Origin of the sequence: Dickeya sp. CFBP 2040, assembly GCF_012273755.1 — a bacterium.
GTDB lineage: Bacteria > Pseudomonadota > Gammaproteobacteria > Enterobacterales > Enterobacteriaceae > Dickeya > Dickeya poaceiphila.
The window spans coordinates 63,494-82,622 of sequence record NZ_JAAVXH010000020.1; the positions used below are offsets into that span (position 1 = coordinate 63,494).

18 protein-coding genes are annotated in these 19,129 nt (G+C 52.4%); 17 read left to right on the plus strand and 1 reads right to left on the minus strand.

Annotated elements, in window-relative coordinates; all coding sequences use genetic code 11:
- The first annotated feature begins 233 nt into the window (after window positions 1–233).
- From Dpoa2040_RS02470 to Dpoa2040_RS02550, 17 genes are all read left to right on the plus strand, one after another.
- Window positions 234–905: a thermostable hemolysin gene (locus Dpoa2040_RS02470; protein WP_042869963.1), complete on the plus strand. Its 672-nt coding sequence runs from the start codon at window positions 234–236 to the stop codon at window positions 903–905.
- On the plus strand, window positions 902–2,461 hold the full coding sequence (locus tag Dpoa2040_RS02475) for an AMP-binding protein (RefSeq protein WP_168640170.1): 1,560 nt from the start codon (window positions 902–904) through the stop codon (window positions 2,459–2,461). The genes Dpoa2040_RS02470 and Dpoa2040_RS02475 overlap by 4 nt, the downstream gene beginning before the upstream one ends.
- Window positions 2,458–3,363: a TauD/TfdA family dioxygenase gene (locus Dpoa2040_RS02480; RefSeq protein ID WP_168640171.1), complete on the plus strand. Its 906-nt coding sequence runs from the start codon at window positions 2,458–2,460 to the stop codon at window positions 3,361–3,363. The genes Dpoa2040_RS02475 and Dpoa2040_RS02480 overlap by 4 nt, the downstream gene beginning before the upstream one ends.
- 44 nt (window positions 3,364–3,407) lie before the next feature.
- Complete coding sequence (locus tag Dpoa2040_RS02485) at window positions 3,408–4,346, plus strand: hypothetical protein (protein WP_371810568.1); 939 nt, start codon at window positions 3,408–3,410, stop codon at window positions 4,344–4,346.
- Window positions 4,343–5,710 (plus strand): MFS transporter, encoded by a 1,368-nt coding sequence (locus tag Dpoa2040_RS02490; RefSeq protein ID WP_168640172.1) that lies wholly within the window; start codon window positions 4,343–4,345, stop codon window positions 5,708–5,710. The genes Dpoa2040_RS02485 and Dpoa2040_RS02490 overlap by 4 nt, the downstream gene beginning before the upstream one ends.
- Window positions 5,711–5,739: 29 nt before the next feature.
- Window positions 5,740–6,519, plus strand: a complete 780-nt coding sequence (locus Dpoa2040_RS02495) for an AraC family transcriptional regulator (protein WP_168640173.1) — start codon at window positions 5,740–5,742, stop codon at window positions 6,517–6,519.
- A gap of 198 nt (window positions 6,520–6,717) precedes the next feature.
- Complete coding sequence (locus tag Dpoa2040_RS02500; protein ID WP_168640174.1) at window positions 6,718–7,191, plus strand: hypothetical protein; 474 nt, start codon at window positions 6,718–6,720, stop codon at window positions 7,189–7,191.
- A 287-nt stretch (window positions 7,192–7,478) separates the two neighbouring features.
- Window positions 7,479–9,443 carry a glycoside hydrolase family 3 protein gene (locus Dpoa2040_RS02505; protein WP_168640175.1) on the plus strand — a complete coding sequence of 655 codons (1,965 nt, stop codon included), beginning with the start codon at window positions 7,479–7,481 and terminating at the stop codon, window positions 9,441–9,443.
- 148 nt (window positions 9,444–9,591) lie between these two features.
- Window positions 9,592–10,002, plus strand: coding sequence for a CidA/LrgA family protein (locus tag Dpoa2040_RS02510; protein ID WP_042869948.1), 411 nt, complete (start codon window positions 9,592–9,594; stop codon window positions 10,000–10,002).
- A complete protein-coding gene (locus Dpoa2040_RS02515) occupies window positions 10,002–10,700 on the plus strand; it encodes a CidB/LrgB family autolysis modulator (protein WP_042873870.1) in 699 nt (232 codons plus the stop codon). Before Dpoa2040_RS02510 ends, Dpoa2040_RS02515 begins: the two co-directional genes overlap by 1 nt.
- 100 nt (window positions 10,701–10,800) lie before the next feature.
- The gene (locus Dpoa2040_RS02520) at window positions 10,801–12,123 is read left to right on the plus strand and encodes a PD-(D/E)XK nuclease family protein (protein ID WP_042869945.1); all 1,323 of its coding nucleotides are present in this window, start codon (window positions 10,801–10,803) and stop codon (window positions 12,121–12,123) included.
- A gap of 188 nt (window positions 12,124–12,311) precedes the next feature.
- Window positions 12,312–13,199, plus strand: a complete 888-nt coding sequence (gene cdd / locus Dpoa2040_RS02525; RefSeq protein WP_168640176.1) for a cytidine deaminase — start codon at window positions 12,312–12,314, stop codon at window positions 13,197–13,199.
- 276 nt (window positions 13,200–13,475) lie between these two features.
- Window positions 13,476–15,173: an NAD-dependent malic enzyme gene (locus Dpoa2040_RS02530; RefSeq protein ID WP_042869941.1), complete on the plus strand. Its 1,698-nt coding sequence runs from the start codon at window positions 13,476–13,478 to the stop codon at window positions 15,171–15,173.
- A gap of 199 nt (window positions 15,174–15,372) precedes the next feature.
- Window positions 15,373–16,608 (plus strand): molybdopterin molybdotransferase MoeA, encoded by a 1,236-nt coding sequence (gene moeA, locus Dpoa2040_RS02535; protein ID WP_168640177.1) that lies wholly within the window; start codon window positions 15,373–15,375, stop codon window positions 16,606–16,608.
- A complete protein-coding gene (gene moeB / locus Dpoa2040_RS02540; protein WP_168640178.1) occupies window positions 16,608–17,366 on the plus strand; it encodes a molybdopterin-synthase adenylyltransferase MoeB in 759 nt (252 codons plus the stop codon). Before moeA ends, moeB begins: the two co-directional genes overlap by 1 nt.
- Before the next feature lie 213 nt (window positions 17,367–17,579).
- Window positions 17,580–17,975 carry an acyl-CoA thioesterase gene (locus Dpoa2040_RS02545; RefSeq protein WP_042869931.1) on the plus strand — a complete coding sequence of 132 codons (396 nt, stop codon included), beginning with the start codon at window positions 17,580–17,582 and terminating at the stop codon, window positions 17,973–17,975.
- Between the two features lie 364 nt (window positions 17,976–18,339).
- Window positions 18,340–18,894, plus strand: coding sequence for a flavodoxin family protein (locus Dpoa2040_RS02550; RefSeq protein WP_042869928.1), 555 nt, complete (start codon window positions 18,340–18,342; stop codon window positions 18,892–18,894).
- A gap of 60 nt (window positions 18,895–18,954) precedes the next feature.
- Here the strand turns inward: Dpoa2040_RS02550 and Dpoa2040_RS02555 are convergent, their stop codons facing one another.
- Window positions 18,955–19,128, minus strand: coding sequence for a YqaE/Pmp3 family membrane protein (locus Dpoa2040_RS02555; protein WP_168640179.1), 174 nt, complete (start codon window positions 19,126–19,128; stop codon window positions 18,955–18,957).
- Window position 19,129: the final 1 nt, after the last annotated feature.

Below are 19,129 nucleotides of genomic sequence, written 5' to 3' on the forward strand. Positions count from 1 at the left end.
CTATGTAGGCATACAATAGTCACAGAAATAAAATTAACTTTCGCTTATTAACTAAAAAGCAAAAAAATCAAATGTTTTTCCGCAATAAAATAAAAACTAACTTTGTTATTTGCTTTTACCGTTTAGTCATATTTATGTCTGTCCTAATCGATATCATGTCCTGAACAATCATTCTTCAAACGCGTCAACTCCTCTACTATTCGTCCCATACAAAACTTAAGGAGGAGAACAACATGACCTGTTTAATCCAGAAAAACATGGATATCTGCGGACCCGATACACAACTCGATATTATTCATCCCCACGATGATGATGCTATCGAGGTAAAAAAATACATCGCTGACATTTATCTCAGAACGTATAAAGCAACCATTTCCCCTTCACCCGATATCATTATCTGTAGCCGGAATGCGTCCAGTAAAAAAATCATGGCCAGTGCAGGCATCACTTTCGCCGCACAACATGAAAAACTATTTTCTGAGCGTTATTTACCGGACTCCCTTGAATCGTTGATCAATAAACATACCGATCACCCGATTTATCGCCACCAACTGGTTGAGATCGGCGCATTGGCCTCTGATAACCCGAACGCTTCCGCCGACCTTATCCGCACGCTGCCGATTATGGCGTGGTTCATGGGGGCAACAGCTATTCTGTGCACCTCAACCCGGCGGTTAAGAAAATTGCTGGAGTATTATCACATCCCCTTTCAACCCATCACCGATGCCTCTCCGCTGGCGTTGTCAGAACAAGAGCGGCAGATCTGGGGGAGCTATTACGACCAATCGCCCCAGACGGGCATCATTCTGTTATCTCAGTGCGGCCACCTGTTCGAGCACTATTCAGGACGGCTGATGATGGCGGATTTTAATCACATCATTCGAGAATCACAGGTGGCGGCATGAATATTCTTAACCGCATTGTCGAACAAGCCAGCCATACTCCGGATGCTCCGGCCATCATTCAGTTGCAGAACGCGGGTGGCGAAACTCACTACAGCTATGCCTCACTGCTGAAAGATGTGCGCGTACTGGCAGCGGATATTCTTGCCCGTGAAACCTCGCAGGGCGACGCCCAGCCAAAACCAGTCGGCCTGATTATGGGAAACAGCGCAGAATGGGTGGTGGCGGATTTAGCCCTGCTGTATGCCAACCGGGTGGAAGTCCCCGTACCCCTCGCATTTTCAGCAGAACAAGCCGCCTGGTTATTGCGTGATTGTGATGTGATTCTGACGGACACCATCGGCCAGCAGCAACTGGAGGTGTGGCGTCAACGCGGGTTATCACTGGATGCCACCTTAATTCCGATTACGCTCTCCGACCTGCCGGGCTTACCTGCCGGCGCGAGTGAGCCACCTGACGCGGCACAGGATACAATTATCAAAGTTATCCATACCTCCGGCACAACCAGCCAGCCCAAAGGGGTGCAGATCCGCCGTCATGGTCTGGATGCGCTGGTCGATGCGTTATGGCAACGTGCCACTCAAGGCGATTACCACCGCTATTTATGTCTGGTTCCATTGAGTCTGCTAATTGAGCAGGTCACCGCGATTTATATGCCGTTAACCTCCGGCGGGGCGATTGTATTACCCCCCGTCACGCTCCCCCCGCTGGGAAGCCCTGGCGTACAGGCTGCTGACCGCCTGCCGCTGATTGCCTCTGCCCGACCAACCGCGATGACGCTGACCCCGGCATTGGTGGAAGCGCTGGCCGAAAAAGCCTGGGGATGTGCGCCGGAAAACCGGTTGCAGTCACTCTTTGGTCATGATCGCCTGCCTTTGCTGGCGGTCGGCGGCGCCCCCGTGGATAGCGACATCCTGCTGGGACTGAACCAGCTCGGCATCCCGGTTTACGAAGGTTACGGTCTGAGTGAGAACAGCTCAGTTGCCTGCTGGAACTACCGGGGCGCTCATCGTATCGGCACCGTTGGTCAGCCACTGGCACATGTTGAAGTCCGTCTGGCCGACGATGGCGAACTCTGTCTGCGCAGTTCCTCGCTATTTGCCGGGTATGCGGGCGAAGACCCCAGCAGTTGCCATGTCGATGCTGACGGCTGGCTGCATACCGGAGACATCGCCCGGCAGGATGATGACGGCTTTATCTCCATCATCGGTCGCAAGAAAACCATGATCATCACCGCCAACGGCAGAAACATTTCACCCGAATGGCTGGAAACTGCGTATCGCTCGGTGCCTGGCGTATTGACTGCGATTGTATTTGGCGACAAGCAACAGTTTCTTGGCGGCATATTTATCGTCAATGACATCAACAAAGCGGACAGCATCCGCCAGGCCATTCATGACTATGCCCGACAGCATTTGAATGAACTGGAGCAAATCAACAACCCGATTCTGCTCCCGCACCATCCTGACATCATGGAACAGTTGTTCACCGTTACCGGTCGGCCACGCCGTAATGCCGTTGCCGACTTTCTTGCAAAAAATGAGGTTAATGTCGAATGAATATCAAGGAAATGACTCATACATCCCACGCTGGGCTGGTTATTACTTCACAGAATGAAGGCGATGTTACCGCACTGACATCTGACTATTTGTTAAAACAGCTGCGTACGCACGGCTATCTGATCCTGAGAGGTTTCCGCCACAGTATCGCTGATTTCTCCGAACGCGTGCGCAGCACCAGCAGCCGCATTAGTCTGGACCCCGCTCGCAGCTTTGACGGCGATACCGCACAGAAAGTGGACGCAGGTTATGACAAGGTCGGCCTGCATTGTGAGAATGGCAATAGCCCTTTTTGGCCCGATCTGTGCTGGTTTTATTGCCAGAAAGCGCCGTCACAAGGTTCACAAACCACTATCTGCGATGGGAAGGCCGTCTATGAGAAGATGACCGACGCACAGCGTGCCGCATTCCTGTCACAGGATATTGTCTATTCCCGACGAGTGGATGAGAAAAAGTGGAAAACCTATGCGCTGCACGCGCTGGCCGGTCAGCCCGGCGCGCCAACCTCAATTGACGACATCACGCTGGAGCACCTGTACTCCGTCGCGCAGGGTGATACGGGTATACAGATTGACCAGCTTGATGATGGCGCTATCCGTTATTCGTTCCAGACACCAGCGATTATTGGCAGCCGTATTAATTCACAGGAAACGCATAATTTCGCCAACAGCATTTTCGGGCCGTCGAATAACTATGAAACACCGGTTATTACTTTTGCCGACGGCAATCCTATTCCCGACACGCTGCTGGCGGAAATGGATGAGCTATGCGAAAGCCTGACGTTTGATGTCGGCTGGCAGCAAGGCGATATCGTATTAATTGACAATACGCGTGTTATGCATGGTCGCCGCCGCATTGAAGACAAAGACAGAACCATCTTCAACGCGCTGTCTTATGTATAACGATATCCCAACCCCAAAGACCACTCGATTTGAGGAAATAAGGTGTGAAGGAATTGATGCGTAACGAAAACGTAATGGATGCATTCAAAGCTATCAACCAATACGCCCATCTTAATAATCTGCATCCTAACCGGATGCCTTGGGAAGAAGCCGCCACCGACAATGAATTAGCTTTCTTGTCGTGGGCACTGGTTGGGCAACATGATCAGCAGCAAAAAGCCATCGCTTATCTGTATAAGGAGCTGTCCCAATTAGCGGAAATCGAAATGCATGTCTCCACGGTGATGACACGCATTTTGTGCGAACTGCAATCGGATAACCCTGGTGTACTGGCAGGCGACGGTCTTTATCATGCGTTGTCGTGTTTTGCCTCTGAAGAAGTCAACCACGCCAACAGCTTTTACCAATATGTACGCCATCTTTCCGGGCGCGACATCAAACTGAGCAATAACCTGCACCAGCAGCGTATCGCACTGTATAGCGATAATGACGACCCGCTGATCAAACTGGCGGCCTTGTGTGCTACCGCGTATGTCGGTGAAACCGTCATTACGGTATTCGAACGACGCCTGAAGGTGCTGGACCCGATGCAGCATGGTTTTTTAACCCGCCTGTTGCATTTTCACGGTCTGGATGAAGCTCGCCATATTCAGTGTGATCACGCCATTTTCGACCACCTGATACCAAGTTTCTCCACCAGACAGCGTGCCAGAATGCACCAGTTGGTGACCGAAACCGAGCAGTTGAATACCGAATTGGCCAAAGCCTCAGCCGAGACGGTGAAATCCGCGTTCGATATCGATTATACCGAAGGGAATGATGCAGCAGAAACACAGTTGGCTATGACGTTGCGTTTCAGAGAAATCGTGCAGTCTGGCGAGATGATCCGCAAAGTGGATGACCACATGGATGAGCAGACACAAATGTTAGTCGCCAATTTCTCCAAATCTTCTCAAATACATAGCTGGAGTCCTTTCGCATGAAAGAACACGCTCTGAATGCGGCAGCAATGCCGCAACCAAAAACACGTTTAGGTGTGGTGGCGATTATCGCCACCCTATTTCTGGCTGCTGTGGATAGCACTATTGTCAGTACCGCGCTGCCTGCTATGCGCGATGAATTAGGCAACGCTGAACTCTGGCCCTGGATTATGTCCGGTTTTTTACTGCCCGTTGCATTAATTGCGCCACTGGCGGGAGCCTGCGCAGACCGTCTCGGCGTCTCCATTACGCTGAAAACCTGCCTGATCATCTTTCTGGCGGCGTCGGTTCTGGCGGCAATCAGTCCGACCATGGTCTGGCTGATCGCTGCACGGGTATTGCAAGGGTGTAGTGCCGGTGGCTTGATTGTGCTGACCTACGCTTTACTTGCCAGTTTGTTCGATGCCAGCCAACGCGGCAAAATGCAAGGTATGCTCAGCGCGGTCTGGGGACTTGCCGCGATTGTTGGCCCACTGTGCGGCAGCGTGTTAACACACTGGTTCGGATGGCGGTCGATCTTCTGGTTTAACCTGCCCGTAGGGCTGGGCGCGCTGTTATTGCTGGTGTTTACTCCCACCGTTGGCAAACGCCAGCAGGCCGTGAGCCTTGATATGGCAGCACAACTGGCGCTCATCTTGCTGGCCAGTATCCTGATGTGGCTGATGACCGGTACCTCTCATGTGACGATGCCCTGGTTCATTCCTGTTGCGTTACTGCTGATTAGCGCGGCAATACTGATCTTTCGCCTCTACAAGCAGCCGCTCAGCAGCCCTATTCCGGTTGAGTTTTTCCGCCACGGAGCGCTGTTCTCCGTCATTGTGCTGGTCATGCTCTCCAGCGCGGGACTTTATGCCTCCGTCACTCTGCTTCCTCTGGCGCTAAGCCAGTCTGGCGGCACCCTGTTATCGGGAGGTCTGTTAATTATGCTGGCGGCGCTGGGATGGGTCGTCGGGTCTGCTGTATGCGGTAACCTGCTTGCCAGCAAAGGGTATCGCATGATGGCTGCATCCGGTATGGCGTTACTGGCTATCGGCTGTATGGTGATGAATGCCGCGTTGACGCTCAATAACACGCTGGTAATAGCACTGTCGCTGATCATGATTGGGTTAGGTATGGGCTTTACCGCCACCACAACACTAGTGCTGGCGCAAAATAGCGCACCGCCTGAACGCCTTGGCGCCTGGACCTCCACTATTCAATTTTTGCGCAACATTGGCGCAGCGGTTGGTGTGAATCTGCTGGCCACGTTGCAACAGCATGTCCAATCAGGAAATACATTTCAGACTTGTTTCGCGTTATTGGGGGGGAGTATGCTGATAGGTGTAATTTTTTGTTTCCTTATCCCCACTCTCTATCAAAAATCCTGAAAGGGACGTATGAAGACAACGGAATAATAATGGACGAATTGAGCCATCAACATGGTGCAGTATTTACAGAACGTATCCTTGATTCGGTTTCCATGTCTGAAAATGTGCCGCACCAGCACGCTCAGGGACAGTTTGTTCTGGTGCGGCAGGGAATGCTGTACGGCCATACCGCATTTCGCAACTGGCTTATTAAACCCGGTATGGCGGTGTGGATTCCGCCACATACCACGCATTGGGGACATGGCTTGCATCGGGTTGATTTAACCGTGCTGTATGTTACGCCATCTCTGTGTCACTGTTCATCCAGTGACATTAAACTGTTGGATGCCTCTACGCTTATCATCGGGTTATGCGAACGTCTGGCGTTTCCTCGCATACCGCTTAGCGACGAGCGGCGCAATCGCATCCTGCAGTTGTTATTCGAAGAAATCGATGAAATGCCAGCCAGTAATCTCTCCCTTCCTTTACCTGGCGATCACCGTTTGAAAAAGATCACCGATAGTCTCATCGCCACGCCGGCGTTACGTCGCAGTCTCGCTGAATGGGGAAAACTGGTGGGAGCAACCGAACGCACACTCGCCAGACTATTTGTACGGCATACCGGTTTACGCTTCACCGAATGGCATAATCGCCTGTTGTTATCAGAAGCCTGGCGTGGTCTGGCAGACAATAAATCCAACGATGAACTCGCCATTCAACTGGGTTTTTCATCCAGCGACTCCTTTGGGCACTGGTTTCGTCGTATGACGGGCAGCAGCCCCAGCCACGCACGCAAAAATCTCAACACCCAAAGCCTGCCGGCCATCTAATCCAGACAAAAACCATACCCAGTTTACAAGGCTCAAACCCCGCTGATGTTCTGCACAATCAGAACATCAGCAGGTGACATACGGATTGGCATGAATTGTCACTTCTATTCGACAGCATGACGTTTTCGAGCATTCTTGACTGAATCGTGTTGCGTTACCTTAGGCACTCCACGATTCACGATGACAAAGGAAATCACGATGCTGGAATATAATCTGATGAAATTGGTTCATGCCCTGGCTTCAGTAGCCGCAACCGGCCCGTTACTGTTTGCACCCTGGCTTTCATGGCGGTTGCAATCCTGTCAGCAGAACCCGGAAAAGCAGTTGCTACTGAGCGGATTAACGATCACCGACAGATTTTACAATATCGCCGGCTGGCTGCTGATGATCAGTGGCGCTGTCATGTTATGGATGGAAGACTGGCACCGCTTATTCCAGTTGTGGTTTGTCCTGAGCGTTGCCCTGTTTATTATTGACTCTATCGCGGAAAAGAAATGGCGTGACCCGGCCACTACTGCACTGGACACCACCGCTCCCGGAGAACCCGGTTGGCTCCTGCACACCACCCGTCTGCATCGGGCGGTATTAACCCAAATGGGGTCAACCAGTCTGATTCTACTGGTAATGCTATTACACAATCAGTTGACTGCCAGCCTGCTTAGCATCATGTAGTTTACTCGCTAAAACCCAACACGATATACACTCACCTTCATGCTATAACCACTGCCACCTGGATAGGGTGGCAGTTCGCGTTAGCGTACTATTTCTTTGAAGTCTATTCAGAATTTACCCCTGCCAACTTGAAGACCACCTTAAAGCTGCACTAGTGTTGATTCGAATAATCGTATTCGAACAACCTCTCTGGCAGGACGACAGTGTAAGCCTCACTCATACGTTGTGAGGCATTTCTGCTGTTGTCTACAACCACCGTGCTACCCAAAATAACGAGAAATCTACACATGGCAAAAAGTGCGATACGACCAAAGGCGCTGATTATTGCGCTACCCTTGCTGTTTTCCCCTCTGGCCAACGCAGTACAACAAGCGGTGCTCGATACCCGTGACGTACCACTGATTACCGTCGATGGGTTGACATTTAAGGACCTGAACCGCGACGGTAAACTCAATCCGTACGAAGACTGGCGACTGCCTCCAGCACAACGGGCAGCAGACCTGGTCTCACGCATGACGCTGGCCGAAAAAGCCGGGGTGATGATGCACGGTTCCGCGCCGACGGCGGGCAGCGTCACCGGCGCAGGTACGCAGTATGACCTGAAAGCGGCAAAAACCATGATTGCCGAACACTACGTCAACAGCTTTATTACCCGACTTTCCGGCGAAAACCCGGCCCAGATGGCAGAAGAAAACAATAAATTGCAGCAACTGGCGGAAGGCACCCGACTGGGTATCCCCGCCACCATCAGTACCGATCCGCGCAGCTCATTCCAGTCGCTGGTCGGCGTCAGCGTGTCGGTCGGCAAATTCAGCAAATGGCCGGAAACCCTTGGTCTGGCCGCCATTGGTGATGAGGAGCTGGTGCGACGCTTTGCCGATATCGTACGTCAGGAATATCGTGCCGTCGGTATTACCGAAGCGCTGTCGCCACAGGCTGATTTGTCTACCGAACCACGCTGGCCGCGTATCGACGGTACTTTCGGCGAAGACCCGGACTTGACCAAAAAAATGGTTCGCGGTTATGTCACCGGTATGCAGAACGGCAAAAACGGCCTCAACGGTCAGAGCGTGATCTCAGTAGTCAAACACTGGGTCGGCTATGGTGCTGCGCAGGACGGCTGGGACAGCCACAATGTCTACGGCAAGTACGCCCGGTTCCGTCAAAATAATCTGCAATGGCATATCGACCCGTTTACCGGCGCGTTTGAAGCCCATGCTGCCGGCATCATGCCCACCTATTCCATTCTGCGTAACGCCCGCTGGCACGGCAAGCCTATCGAACAAGTCGGCGCCGGATTCAACCGTTTCCTGCTCACCGACCTGCTACGCGGCCAGTATGGCTTTGACGGTGTGATCTTAAGCGATTGGCTTATCACCAACGACTGCAAAGGCGACTGCCTTACCGGCGTCAAACCAGGTGAAAAACCGGTACCGCGGGGTATGCCCTGGGGCGTGGAGAATCTGACGCCCGCCGAGCGCTTTATCAAAGCCGTTAATGCCGGGGTTGATCAGTTCGGCGGTGTAACCGACTCGGCCTTACTTGTGCAAGCCGTACAGGACGGCAAGCTAAGCGAAACCCGCCTGGATACCTCGGTTAACCGTATTCTGAAACAAAAGTTCCAGACTGGGCTATTCGAACGCCCCTACGTGAATGCTGAACAGGCCAATAACATTGTCGGCAAAGCGGACTGGCAACAGCTGGCGGACGACACTCAGGCGCGAGCACTGGTGTTGTTGCAAAACAACAATCTGTTGCCGCTACGTAAAAATAGCCGAGTCTGGCTGCATGGTATCGATGCGAAAGCCGCGCAGGCAGCAGGATTTATCGTTGTGGATACGCCAGAGCAGGCAGATGTCGCGCTGGTTCGTACTCACACGCCGTACGAGCAGCCGCACAAAAACTTTTTCTTTGGCAGCCGTCATCATGAAGGGTCGCTGGCGTTTAGTAACGACAACCCGGACTATCAGGCCATTGTACGCGCCAGCGCACGGGTGCCAACGCTGGTCACTGTCTATATGGAACGGCCAGCCATCCTGTCGAATATCGTGGGCAAAACCAGTGCATTGATCGCCAACTTTGGCGTCAGCGATAGCGTATTACTGAACCGGCTGGTTTCAGGCGCGGCTTACACCGCGAAACTGCCCTTCGAACTGCCGTCGTCTATGCAGTCGGTGCTAAAACAGCAGCCTGACCTGCCGTATGACAGCAATAAACCACTGTTCCCATTCGGTTACGGCCTGCCTCACTGACCCGCCGTCGCCCCGATGGAACCGGGGCGACAACCTCACGGCAACAAGACAACAGAAAAACGCGTCCACGACCTCATTTTTGTGATTCATGGCACACTGACAATATTAGCGTTATCATCACTGCACGATTAATCAGGATATTCCTCCTATGCGCAATACCATCACACTGTGCTGGCAGTATTTACGCGCTTTCGCATTGATTTATCTGTGTCTGTTTGCCGGCAATGCGATATCCGCGTTACTTCCTATCACCATTCCCGGCAGCATTCTCGGTATGCTAATCCTGTTCGCCTTATTAGCGTCGCAGATTCTGCCTTCAAGCTGGGTCAAGCCCGGTTGCCGTTTGCTGATTCGCCATATGGCGCTGCTGTTCGTGCCTATTGGTGTCGGGGTGATGAACTATTTTGGGATACTGCGTGACCAGTTTGGCCCGATTGTCGTTTCCTGTCTTATCAGTACCTTTGTGGTGATGATCGTCGTCGGTTACACCACCCAGATAATGCACCGTGACCAACAGTTGCTCCGCCAAAACAGCGCAGACACGAAGGAAGAGAAATGATGCTGAGTTATCTGTGGTGGTCGCTACCGCTAACGCTGGTAGTGTTCTTTGGCGCCCGCAACGTGGCGATGACGCTAAAAATGCCGTTGCTGAACCCATTGCTGGTATCAATGCTGGTGATCATCCCGCTGCTGCTGGTGCTGGATATTCCCTACGACCATTATTTCAGCGGCAGTTCTATCCTTAACAGCCTGCTGCAACCGGCGGTGGTGGCGCTGGCATTTCCGCTGTACGAGCAGATGCATCAAATTCGCGCACGCTGGAAATCCATCATCAGCGTCTGCTTTATTGGTAGCCTCACCGCCATCATTTCCGGCACCGTCATCGCCCTGTGGCTGGGCGCTTCACGTGAAATCGCCGCGTCGGTGCTGCCAAAATCGGTGACCACGCCAATCGCCATGGCGGTCGCCAGCGCCATCGGAGGTATTCCTGCTATCAGCGCCATGTGTGTAATTTTTGTTGGTATTATCGGCGCAGTGCTGGGCCACGCCCTGTTCAACCGGCTGAAAATCCATGCCAAATCCGCCCGCGGGTTGGCAATGGGCACGGCCTCTCACGCACTGGGCACCGCCCGCTGTGCGGAAGTCGATTTTCAGGAAGGTGCCTTCAGTTCGCTGGCACTGGTTATCTGCGGCATCATCACGTCGTTGATCGCGCCGTTTCTGTTTCCGGTGATCGTGCGTCTGATGGGTGCATAGTCGTCAGATACCCTGATGTCATCCAGATAGCAGGCTGGCGCCTCGAAATGCCGCTCGGCCTGCTTCCCTACACATGATAAGAAAACATTAAGACTGCCACATGGACGAACATGCATTTTATACCTTTCTTGAAGATAAACATTTCATCAAGTTACAGGAGCTGCTCAAGACATCAGACGACATCCTTGATGTCATTACGTTAAAGGAAAATCAGCACTCTCATATGTTGGCGTGGTGCCTGAATCCGAATGAAGGCCACGGCCAGCGAGATGCGATAATTAAAGATTTTCTGACCGCTGCCTATTACGCCAGCACAGAACATAAATACGATAATAAAAAATTCTTCCACACCTGGACCCCCGGTTTAATTCATCAGACCAGTTTTGGTTCGCTCTTTGTCTGTCGGGAGTTCAGCATTGTCGATGTTCACGAGAGTCGCCGCCGTCTTGATCTGTTTTTGATCGACCCGCAAAATAAATTTATTGTCACGATAGAAAATAAAGCTGGCTCAACCCCAGACGTCACCCAGCTTGATGACTATCAGGCTGCGGTGAAAAACGCGCTGGCGCGCAACGGCTGCTTTCAAGGCTATAAATTTCTGTTCGTCGCCATAGACAAATGGTTTAATCCGTCAGCCGAAAACGCCGTTGTCAGCCAAGCCAATCGCTGGGCATTTATGAATTACCAGTGGCTGAATAAGGCAGCGTATCGTGCCCGCCTGCAATCTGAAAACCATCATGCCTCAGTGCAACTGCTGTTATCGTACTGCCAGAAACAGACCGATTGGCAGAGTCCGGTCGAGCAAAAAATCTCCGAGCTTTCCGCTACGCTGGCAATCCGCTATGCGCCGCTGGTGGAATACTTTTACCAACAGAGAAATTGCTCGCCTGTCCAATGGCGAGCAAGCAACTTTACCGGCATAAATGCCGAAATGCTGCTCTTTCTGCAGCAACATCGCCCGCTCTGCGACAAGTTGATCCAATCCCGCGGAATCGCTGGCGTACTGGTTAACATGAAGAAAGCCCTACCAGATTTGCAGAGGGATGACGGGTCGAACAATCTGCAAATCAGCCGTACCTGGTTCAATTTTGTCACCGACACCATGCTGGCAATCAGCGCGGAAACGTACTGGCCTCTCTACGTGAATATTTTCAGAGAAAAAAGCGAACACGTCAGTCATCGCTTCGGCCTGCGAGTATTCTATGCAGAAGCCTATTTGAACGAAGCTACCTCCTCTTCGCATTCCGCATTCACCGACTTGATCTATCAATACTTTCCCGCAGGACGAAAATCCAGGGCTTATGACTGGAAAACACTCAGTCATCAATGTGGACTGAGCGCAGCGGAGGTGGTTGAGCAGGCAAAAAGACTCGCACAAAAAATAGATGCGATCATTCAACAGAGAAATGATGAAACGACATGACTGGACGGCGGCGTATAACCGCTACCGTAATACCAGCAAGGCTTGTGCGGATAAACTTGAGATACATCTCGCATTTGTGATTTCTTTTTCATTTATTTCATTTTGAACGTGATAATAATCACAAATGATCGTTGTGTGCCCAAGCAGACTTGAGTTAACACGCTTTGAACCAGGAAAGAGAGACCACTATGCAAGCACGCTTTCATGACGCATTCACGCAACTGCCCTCAGCGCTGCAAACCGCACTGGCGCCAATACTGGTGCGTGACGATTTCGCCGCCATGTTAACCGCTGACGAAGTAAGCCAGATTTGTGCCCAGTGCCGGCTCGACGCCGATGCATTGGCTTTTGCCTTGCTGCCGCTGGCTGCCGCTTGTGCACTCACGCCGGTGTCTGGTTTTCACGTTGGCGCGATAGCACAAGGCACCAGCGGTGCCTTTTACTGGGGCGCAAATATGGAGTTTGACGGCCTGCCGCTGCAACAGACTGTCCACGCCGAGCAAAGCGCAATCTGTCATGCCTGGCTGCGTGACGAACCTGCGCTGCGAGCGGTGACGGTAAACTACACGCCCTGTGGTCACTGTCGTCAATTCATGAACGAACTCAATAGCGCGGCTGAACTGCGTATCTGCCTGCCGGGGCGCTCACCCGCTCTGCTCGGCCACTACCTGCCGGATGCGTTTGGCCCGCGCGATCTGGCAATCAACACTCTGCTAATGGATAACATGGATAATGGATTAACGCTGACGACAGAAGACACGCTGCTGCAACTGGCGCTGGCAGCGGCAAACCGCAGCCACGCCCCCTATAGCAAGGCGTTCAGCGGCATCGCGCTGGAAACCCGGCAAGGCCGCCGCTACACCGGGCGTTATGCGGAAAACGCCGCATTTAACCCCAGTTTACCGCCCATGCAGGCAGCGTTAAATCTGGTCAATCTGGCTGGCGAGAGATTCGCCGACATTCAGCGCGCTGTTCTGGTGGAATCCAGCCACGCGACGCTGAGTCAATGGAGTCAGACTCAGCCGTTGTTGGCTTCCCTTGGCTGTGCCGACTTACAGCGCGAACTGGCGCACTAGCGTCTGACCTGCGCCGCCATTAGCATGGCGGCGTGCCCAATACCGTGACCGACAATTCACGCCACGTGAATAAAAAGGACAGAAAATTACCGTTTTTTTTCGCTGAATAAGCGGTAATATGTGATTTCCTCCGCATATTTTTTATATGCAAGCCATCTGTAATTATTTTAACTAACAATCCCTGTACATATTTTCTGGTTACTTTAAGATCAATGCAATCTATCGCTTCTCGCTGGTTCTACGAACCTATCTCCGTTACCCAAAGAGTCGAAAGTCATGGAATTGGAATACGAAAGTAAACGCCCTCTCTATATCCCTTATGCCGGTCCTATCCTGCTCGAATTTCCCCTGCTGAATAAAGGCAGCGCCTTTACCGAGGAAGAACGTGGTCAGTTCAACCTGCACGGCCTGCTACCCGAAGCGGTGGAAACCATTGAAGAACAGGCAGAACGTGCCTGGCGGCAGTATCAGGCATTCAAGAACGACATAGAAAAACATGTGTACCTGCGTAATATTCAGGACACCAACGAAACCCTGTTTTATCGCCTGCTGGACAACCACCTGAGCGAAATGATGCCAATCATTTATACGCCGACGGTAGGTGCTGCCTGTGAACACTTCTCCGATATTTACCGCCGTGCCCGCGGCTTGTTTATCTCCTACCCCAACCGTGAGCATATCGACGATATGCTGCAAAACGCCACTAAACAAAATGTAAAAGTTATCGTGGTGACAGACGGCGAGCGTATTCTCGGTCTGGGTGACCAGGGTATCGGCGGTATGGGGATTCCTATCGGTAAGCTGTCGCTGTACACCGCCTGCGGCGGCATCAGCCCGGCGTACACCCTGCCGGTCGTGCTGGATGTCGGCACCAACAACGCTCAGTTGCTCAACGATCCGCTGTATATGGGCTGGCGTCACCCACGTATTAGCGGCGATGAATACTATGAGTTCGTCAACGAATTCATTCAGGCGGTGAAACGCCGCTGGCCGAACGTACTGCTGCAGTTTGAAGATTTTGCTCAGAATAACGCCATGCCGCTGCTGAACCGTTACCGCGATGAAATCTGCAGCTTCAACGATGACATTCAGGGCACCGCCGCCGTAGCGCTGGGCAGTCTGATCGCCGCCAGCCGCGCGGCTGGCAGCCAGTTGCGTGACCAGACCGTGGCGTTCCTTGGCGCCGGTTCCGCCGGTTGCGGCATCGCCGAGCAGATCATTGCCCAGATGAAGTCCGAAGGTCTGAGCGATGAAGAAGCTCGCGCCCGTGTATTCATGGTAGACCGTTTTGGTCTGTTGACCGACAAACTGCCGAATCTGCTCGACTTCCAGAGCAAACTGGTGCAGAAAAGCGACAAACTCGCCAGGTGGGATACCGCCAGCGACGCTATCTCGCTGATGGATGTGATGCGCAATGCCAAACCGACCATCCTGATCGGCGTATCTGGCCAGCCGGGTCTGTTCACAGAAGAGATCATTCGTGAAATGCACAGCCACTGTGCCCGTCCTATCGTGATGCCGCTGTCCAACCCAACTTCTCGTGTAGAAGCCCGCCCGGAAGATATCATTCGTTGGACTGATGGCGCTGCGCTGGTGGCAACCGGCAGCCCATTCGCTCCGGTACAGTACAAAGACAAAACCTACCCGATTGCACAGTGCAACAACTCCTACATTTTCCCAGGCATCGGTTTGGGTGTGCTGGCCTGTGGCGCGAAACGTATCACTGACAGCATGTTGATGGCATCCAGCCGTGCGCTGGCTGACTGTTCTCCGTTGGCCAATCAGGGCGAAGGGGCGCTGCTGCCGGAAGTGAGCACCATTCAGGACGTTTCCAAGCGCATCGCGCTGGAAGTGGCTAAAGCGGCTCAGTTGCAGGGCGTCGCGGAAGTGACCTCAGAAGAGGCCCTGGTGAAAGCGATTGCCCACAACTTCTGGCAACCGCAGTACCGTACCTACAAGCGCACATCATTCTAATAATGCGTTCTGAATCGCGCTAATTGCAGGGCGATCAGCATCCAAGACGCGGCTTTGGCCGCGTTTTTTATCTCCCCTGGCGCTGACTCACGTCATTCTCCCACCCGGCGATTTCTGCCATAATGGCAACTATAGATACATCAATATCATGCCTGTTCTGCCAGCCCCATGATGCGGCAGGCAGCGCTGTGGAGCTGTCATGGATACTTCGGGTTTACTCTCTCTGGAACAAGCACGGCACGCCATGCTGACGCAGGTTTCTGCACTCACCGCCATAGAAACTGTTTCTATCTATCAGGCTGCGGGTCGTATCACGGCTACGGCAGTGACGTCCCCTATCGATGTTCCTCCATTCGACAACTCTGCGATGGATGGCTACGCCGTACGGTGCCATGAACTTAGTGGTCAGCCGCTGCCGGTGGCCGGCAAAGCCTTTGCCGGCGCTCCGTTTGATGCCGACTGGCCTGCTGGCAGTTGCATCCGCATCATGACCGGTGCGCCGATCCCAGCGGGAGCCGATGCGGTTGTCATGCAAGAGGAAACACAAACCGATGCCGACGGTAGGGTTCGTTTCACTCATGCGGTTAAACCAGGTCAGAACATCCGCCGCACCGGTGAGGACATCCACCAACAAGCGCAAGTACTGCCAGCAGGAATACGACTGGGTGCCGCCGAATTGCCGCTGCTGGCATCACTCGGCATCGCTACGATACAAGTGGTACGCCGTCTACGGGTAGCGCTGTTTTCCACCGGCGATGAATTACAACCCATCGGTAAGCCGTTACAGGAAGGGCAGATTTATGATACCAACCGCTTTGCCGTACGCCTGATGCTGGAACAGTTGGGCCATGACGTGATCGACCTTGGCATAGTGCGTGATGACCCAGAGGCGCTGCGTCAGGTCTTTCAGGAGGCGGATCAGGCTGCCGACGTGGTGATCAGCAGCGGCGGCGTATCGGTAGGTGAAGCCGATTACACCAAACAGATGTTGGAAGCGCTGGGTGATATCCGTTTCTGGAAACTGGCTATCAAACCCGGTAAGCCGTTTGCATTCGGGAAACTGAGTCACGCCTGGTTCTGCGGGTTGCCAGGCAACCCGGTATCCGCCGCCGTCACGTTTTATCAGTTAGTGCAACCACTGTTGGCACAGTTATCCGGCCATCGCAGTTGGTCACTACCTACGCGTTTTCGGGTTAAAACAGCAACACCACTGAAAAAATCCCCCGGTCGGCTGGACTTTCAGCGCGGTATTCTGAGCCGAAACGCGCTGGGTGACCTGGAAGTTCGTACCACTGGGCATCAGGGTTCCCATGTATTCAGCTCATTCAGCCTGGGCAACTGCTTCATCGTACTGGAAGCGGAACGTGGCCGCGTGGAAGCAGGCGAATGGGTAGAGGTCGAACCCTTTAATACACTGTTGCAGAGCCACTACTAATGTTGCCTGAACTCACCGATGAAGAAACCCTGCGCTACAATCGCCAAATTGTCCTGCGCGGGTTTGATTTTGATGCGCAGGAGCGACTGAAAGCCGCACAGGTACTGATTGTCGGGTTGGGCGGCTTGGGCTGTGCCGCCGCGCAATATCTGGCGTCTGCAGGCGTTGGCCACCTAACGCTGCTGGATTTTGATACCGTTTCATTGTCCAACCTGCAACGACAAGTGCTGCACCGCGATGATCGCATTGGTATGCCGAAGGTAGAATCTGCCCATCTAACCTTACAGGGCATTAACCCACATATCCACATCACACCGATTCAGGATAATCTGGAAGATGACGCGCTATCAGCGTTAGTGGCGCAACATGATGTCGTAGTGGATTGCACCGACAACGTTTCCATTCGTGATCGCCTCAACCGCCTCTGTTTTCTGCAGAAAACGCCGTTGGTATCCGGTGCGGCGATCCGGATGGAGGGGCAAATCAGCGTCTTCACCTATCAGTTGGAAGAGCCTTGCTACCGCTGTCTCAGCCGTCTGTTTGGCGACAATGCGCTAACCTGCGTTGAAGCGGGCGTTATGGCACCGCTGGTCGGTGTGATCGGTTCATTGCAGGCGTTGGAAACCATCAAATTGCTGACCCACTACGGTCAGCCGCTTGCCGGTAAATTGCTGCTGTTTGACGCGATGACGATGCAATTTCGGGAGATGCGATTGCCAAAAAACCCGGACTGCGACACCTGTGGGCAGGCAACCTAACGCCGTACCGGCAGATAGGCAGATGATATAGTGGCGTTACGCATCGCATAAATCCCTCTGAAATTAAAAGTCTGCATGACTCCCAGCAATAGCCGGATAATTTCAGTTCCGGCTGGCCATTAAAACGTCTTAATCGAAATAATGGCCAGACCTGCCGTGCGGGAATTGATGTAAAATGACAGTGTTCCAGTTAATTCATAAGGTCGCCGTATCATGACGCAATCATTAACCATTGAAGAACGTATTCAACATTCCATCACCAAGGTTGCCAAGGTGGTTTTTCCCACTACGATCAATCACCATTCAACCTTGTTTGGCGGCACTGCGCTGGCATGGATGGATGAAATTTCTTTTATTACCGCTACCCGCTTTTGCCATAAACCACTGGTCACCGTCTCCACCGAAAAGATCAATTTCACCACCCCGATTCCGTCGGGTACTATTGTTGAGTTGGTCGGACAGGTCAGCCGGGTCGGTCGCACCAGCCTGACGGTAGATGTATCTGTATATCTGGAGCAGATGTACGCCGAAGGCCGAACTAACGTTATTACCGGTCAGTTCAATTTTGTCGCAGTTAATGATGAAGGTCGTCCAGTCCCGTTATTCTAATGAGTAGTCGTTCCATTTTTTATGAATTAAGGCAACAGTGATGCACTATTATTTTTTATAGCGTACTTTAGTTGCCTTGCTATTATTAAATTTTCATTCCGTCGAATAAAAATAACGCCATGACATATATTCCATTATTTTCCACAGGGATGAATTTTTCATTTTTATGAAAAATCACGTAACCTTGAGCATATTTTATAATCCTCACCGCTCAGATTACCGCCATCTGGTTACCATCAGGTAACCTAGGTACTTTCAGGTAATTAATTGTTTATAAATATATAACACGATAATATGCCGACGTATCTGAACATGGCTTAGCGCTTTACGTTCTTTTTATCTGTCCCATCCACGAGGAAATACTATGAGCAAGATTGCGGTTGTTTATTATTCTGGCTATGGTCACACCAAACTGATTGCTGAACTGGTCGCAGAAAGCGCACAGGCAAGTCTGATCGCCATCGACAACAACGGCGATATCACCGATGCTGATTGGGAAACACTGAACGCGGCAGACGGTATCATCTTCGGCGCACCGACCTACATGGGTAATGTTCCGTGGCAGTTCAAAAAATTCGCTGATGCCAGTTCCAAAATCTGGTTCACCCGTGGTTGGCAGGACAAAGTATTTGGCGGTTTCGTCAACAGCGCTAGCCTGAACGGCGACAAACAAGTGACACTGATTTATCTGCAAACGCTGGCTGCACAGCACGGCGGCATCTGGGTCAGCCTGGGGCAAGCGCCAGCTAACGCTCTGGCTTCTACCCGCAATGACGCCAACAACCTCGGTGGTTCAGCGGGTGCGCTGATTCAATCGCCATCCGACGCAGGCGCTGATGCCATCCCGGCAGGCGACCTGGAAACCGCCAAACTGTACGGTGCGCGCGTTGCTGAAATCGCTCGCCGCCTGCACGGTTAATCACGTTATCCTTCTGTCCTTCACATGCCCGGATTTACCGGGCATTTTTCTCTCCATGCGTTATTCGCTACGGCTGTCTGGGCGAGTTTGAATCCAAAAAGCATGGATCAGGCCAGGCACATACCCCAGCAAGGTCAACAACACATTCAACAGAAACGCCCAACCAAAACCTTTACCCAACAACACGCCGAGCGGCGGCAGAATAATGGTAAACAGAATACGCCAGAACCCCATC

Coding starts and splice junctions, on each gene's coding strand:
- Dpoa2040_RS02470 (WP_042869963.1), top strand. CDS start 234: ATGACCTGTTTAATCCAGAAAAACATGGATATCTGCGGACCCGATACA.
- Dpoa2040_RS02475 (WP_168640170.1), top strand. CDS start 902: ATGAATATTCTTAACCGCATTGTCGAACAAGCCAGCCATACTCCGGAT.
- Dpoa2040_RS02480 (WP_168640171.1), top strand. CDS start 2,458: ATGAATATCAAGGAAATGACTCATACATCCCACGCTGGGCTGGTTATT.
- Dpoa2040_RS02490 (WP_168640172.1), top strand. CDS start 4,343: ATGAAAGAACACGCTCTGAATGCGGCAGCAATGCCGCAACCAAAAACA.
- Dpoa2040_RS02495 (WP_168640173.1), top strand. CDS start 5,740: ATGGACGAATTGAGCCATCAACATGGTGCAGTATTTACAGAACGTATC.
- Dpoa2040_RS02500 (WP_168640174.1), top strand. CDS start 6,718: ATGCTGGAATATAATCTGATGAAATTGGTTCATGCCCTGGCTTCAGTA.
- Dpoa2040_RS02505 (WP_168640175.1), top strand. CDS start 7,479: ATGGCAAAAAGTGCGATACGACCAAAGGCGCTGATTATTGCGCTACCC.
- Dpoa2040_RS02510 (WP_042869948.1), top strand. CDS start 9,592: ATGCGCAATACCATCACACTGTGCTGGCAGTATTTACGCGCTTTCGCA.
- Dpoa2040_RS02515 (WP_042873870.1), top strand. CDS start 10,002: ATGCTGAGTTATCTGTGGTGGTCGCTACCGCTAACGCTGGTAGTGTTC.
- Dpoa2040_RS02520 (WP_042869945.1), top strand. CDS start 10,801: ATGGACGAACATGCATTTTATACCTTTCTTGAAGATAAACATTTCATC.
- cdd (WP_168640176.1), top strand. CDS start 12,312: ATGCAAGCACGCTTTCATGACGCATTCACGCAACTGCCCTCAGCGCTG.
- Dpoa2040_RS02530 (WP_042869941.1), top strand. CDS start 13,476: ATGGAATTGGAATACGAAAGTAAACGCCCTCTCTATATCCCTTATGCC.
- moeA (WP_168640177.1), top strand. CDS start 15,373: ATGGATACTTCGGGTTTACTCTCTCTGGAACAAGCACGGCACGCCATG.
- moeB (WP_168640178.1), top strand. CDS start 16,608: ATGTTGCCTGAACTCACCGATGAAGAAACCCTGCGCTACAATCGCCAA.
- Dpoa2040_RS02545 (WP_042869931.1), top strand. CDS start 17,580: ATGACGCAATCATTAACCATTGAAGAACGTATTCAACATTCCATCACC.
- Dpoa2040_RS02550 (WP_042869928.1), top strand. CDS start 18,340: ATGAGCAAGATTGCGGTTGTTTATTATTCTGGCTATGGTCACACCAAA.
- Dpoa2040_RS02555 (WP_168640179.1), bottom strand. CDS start 19,128: ATGGGGTTCTGGCGTATTCTGTTTACCATTATTCTGCCGCCGCTCGGC.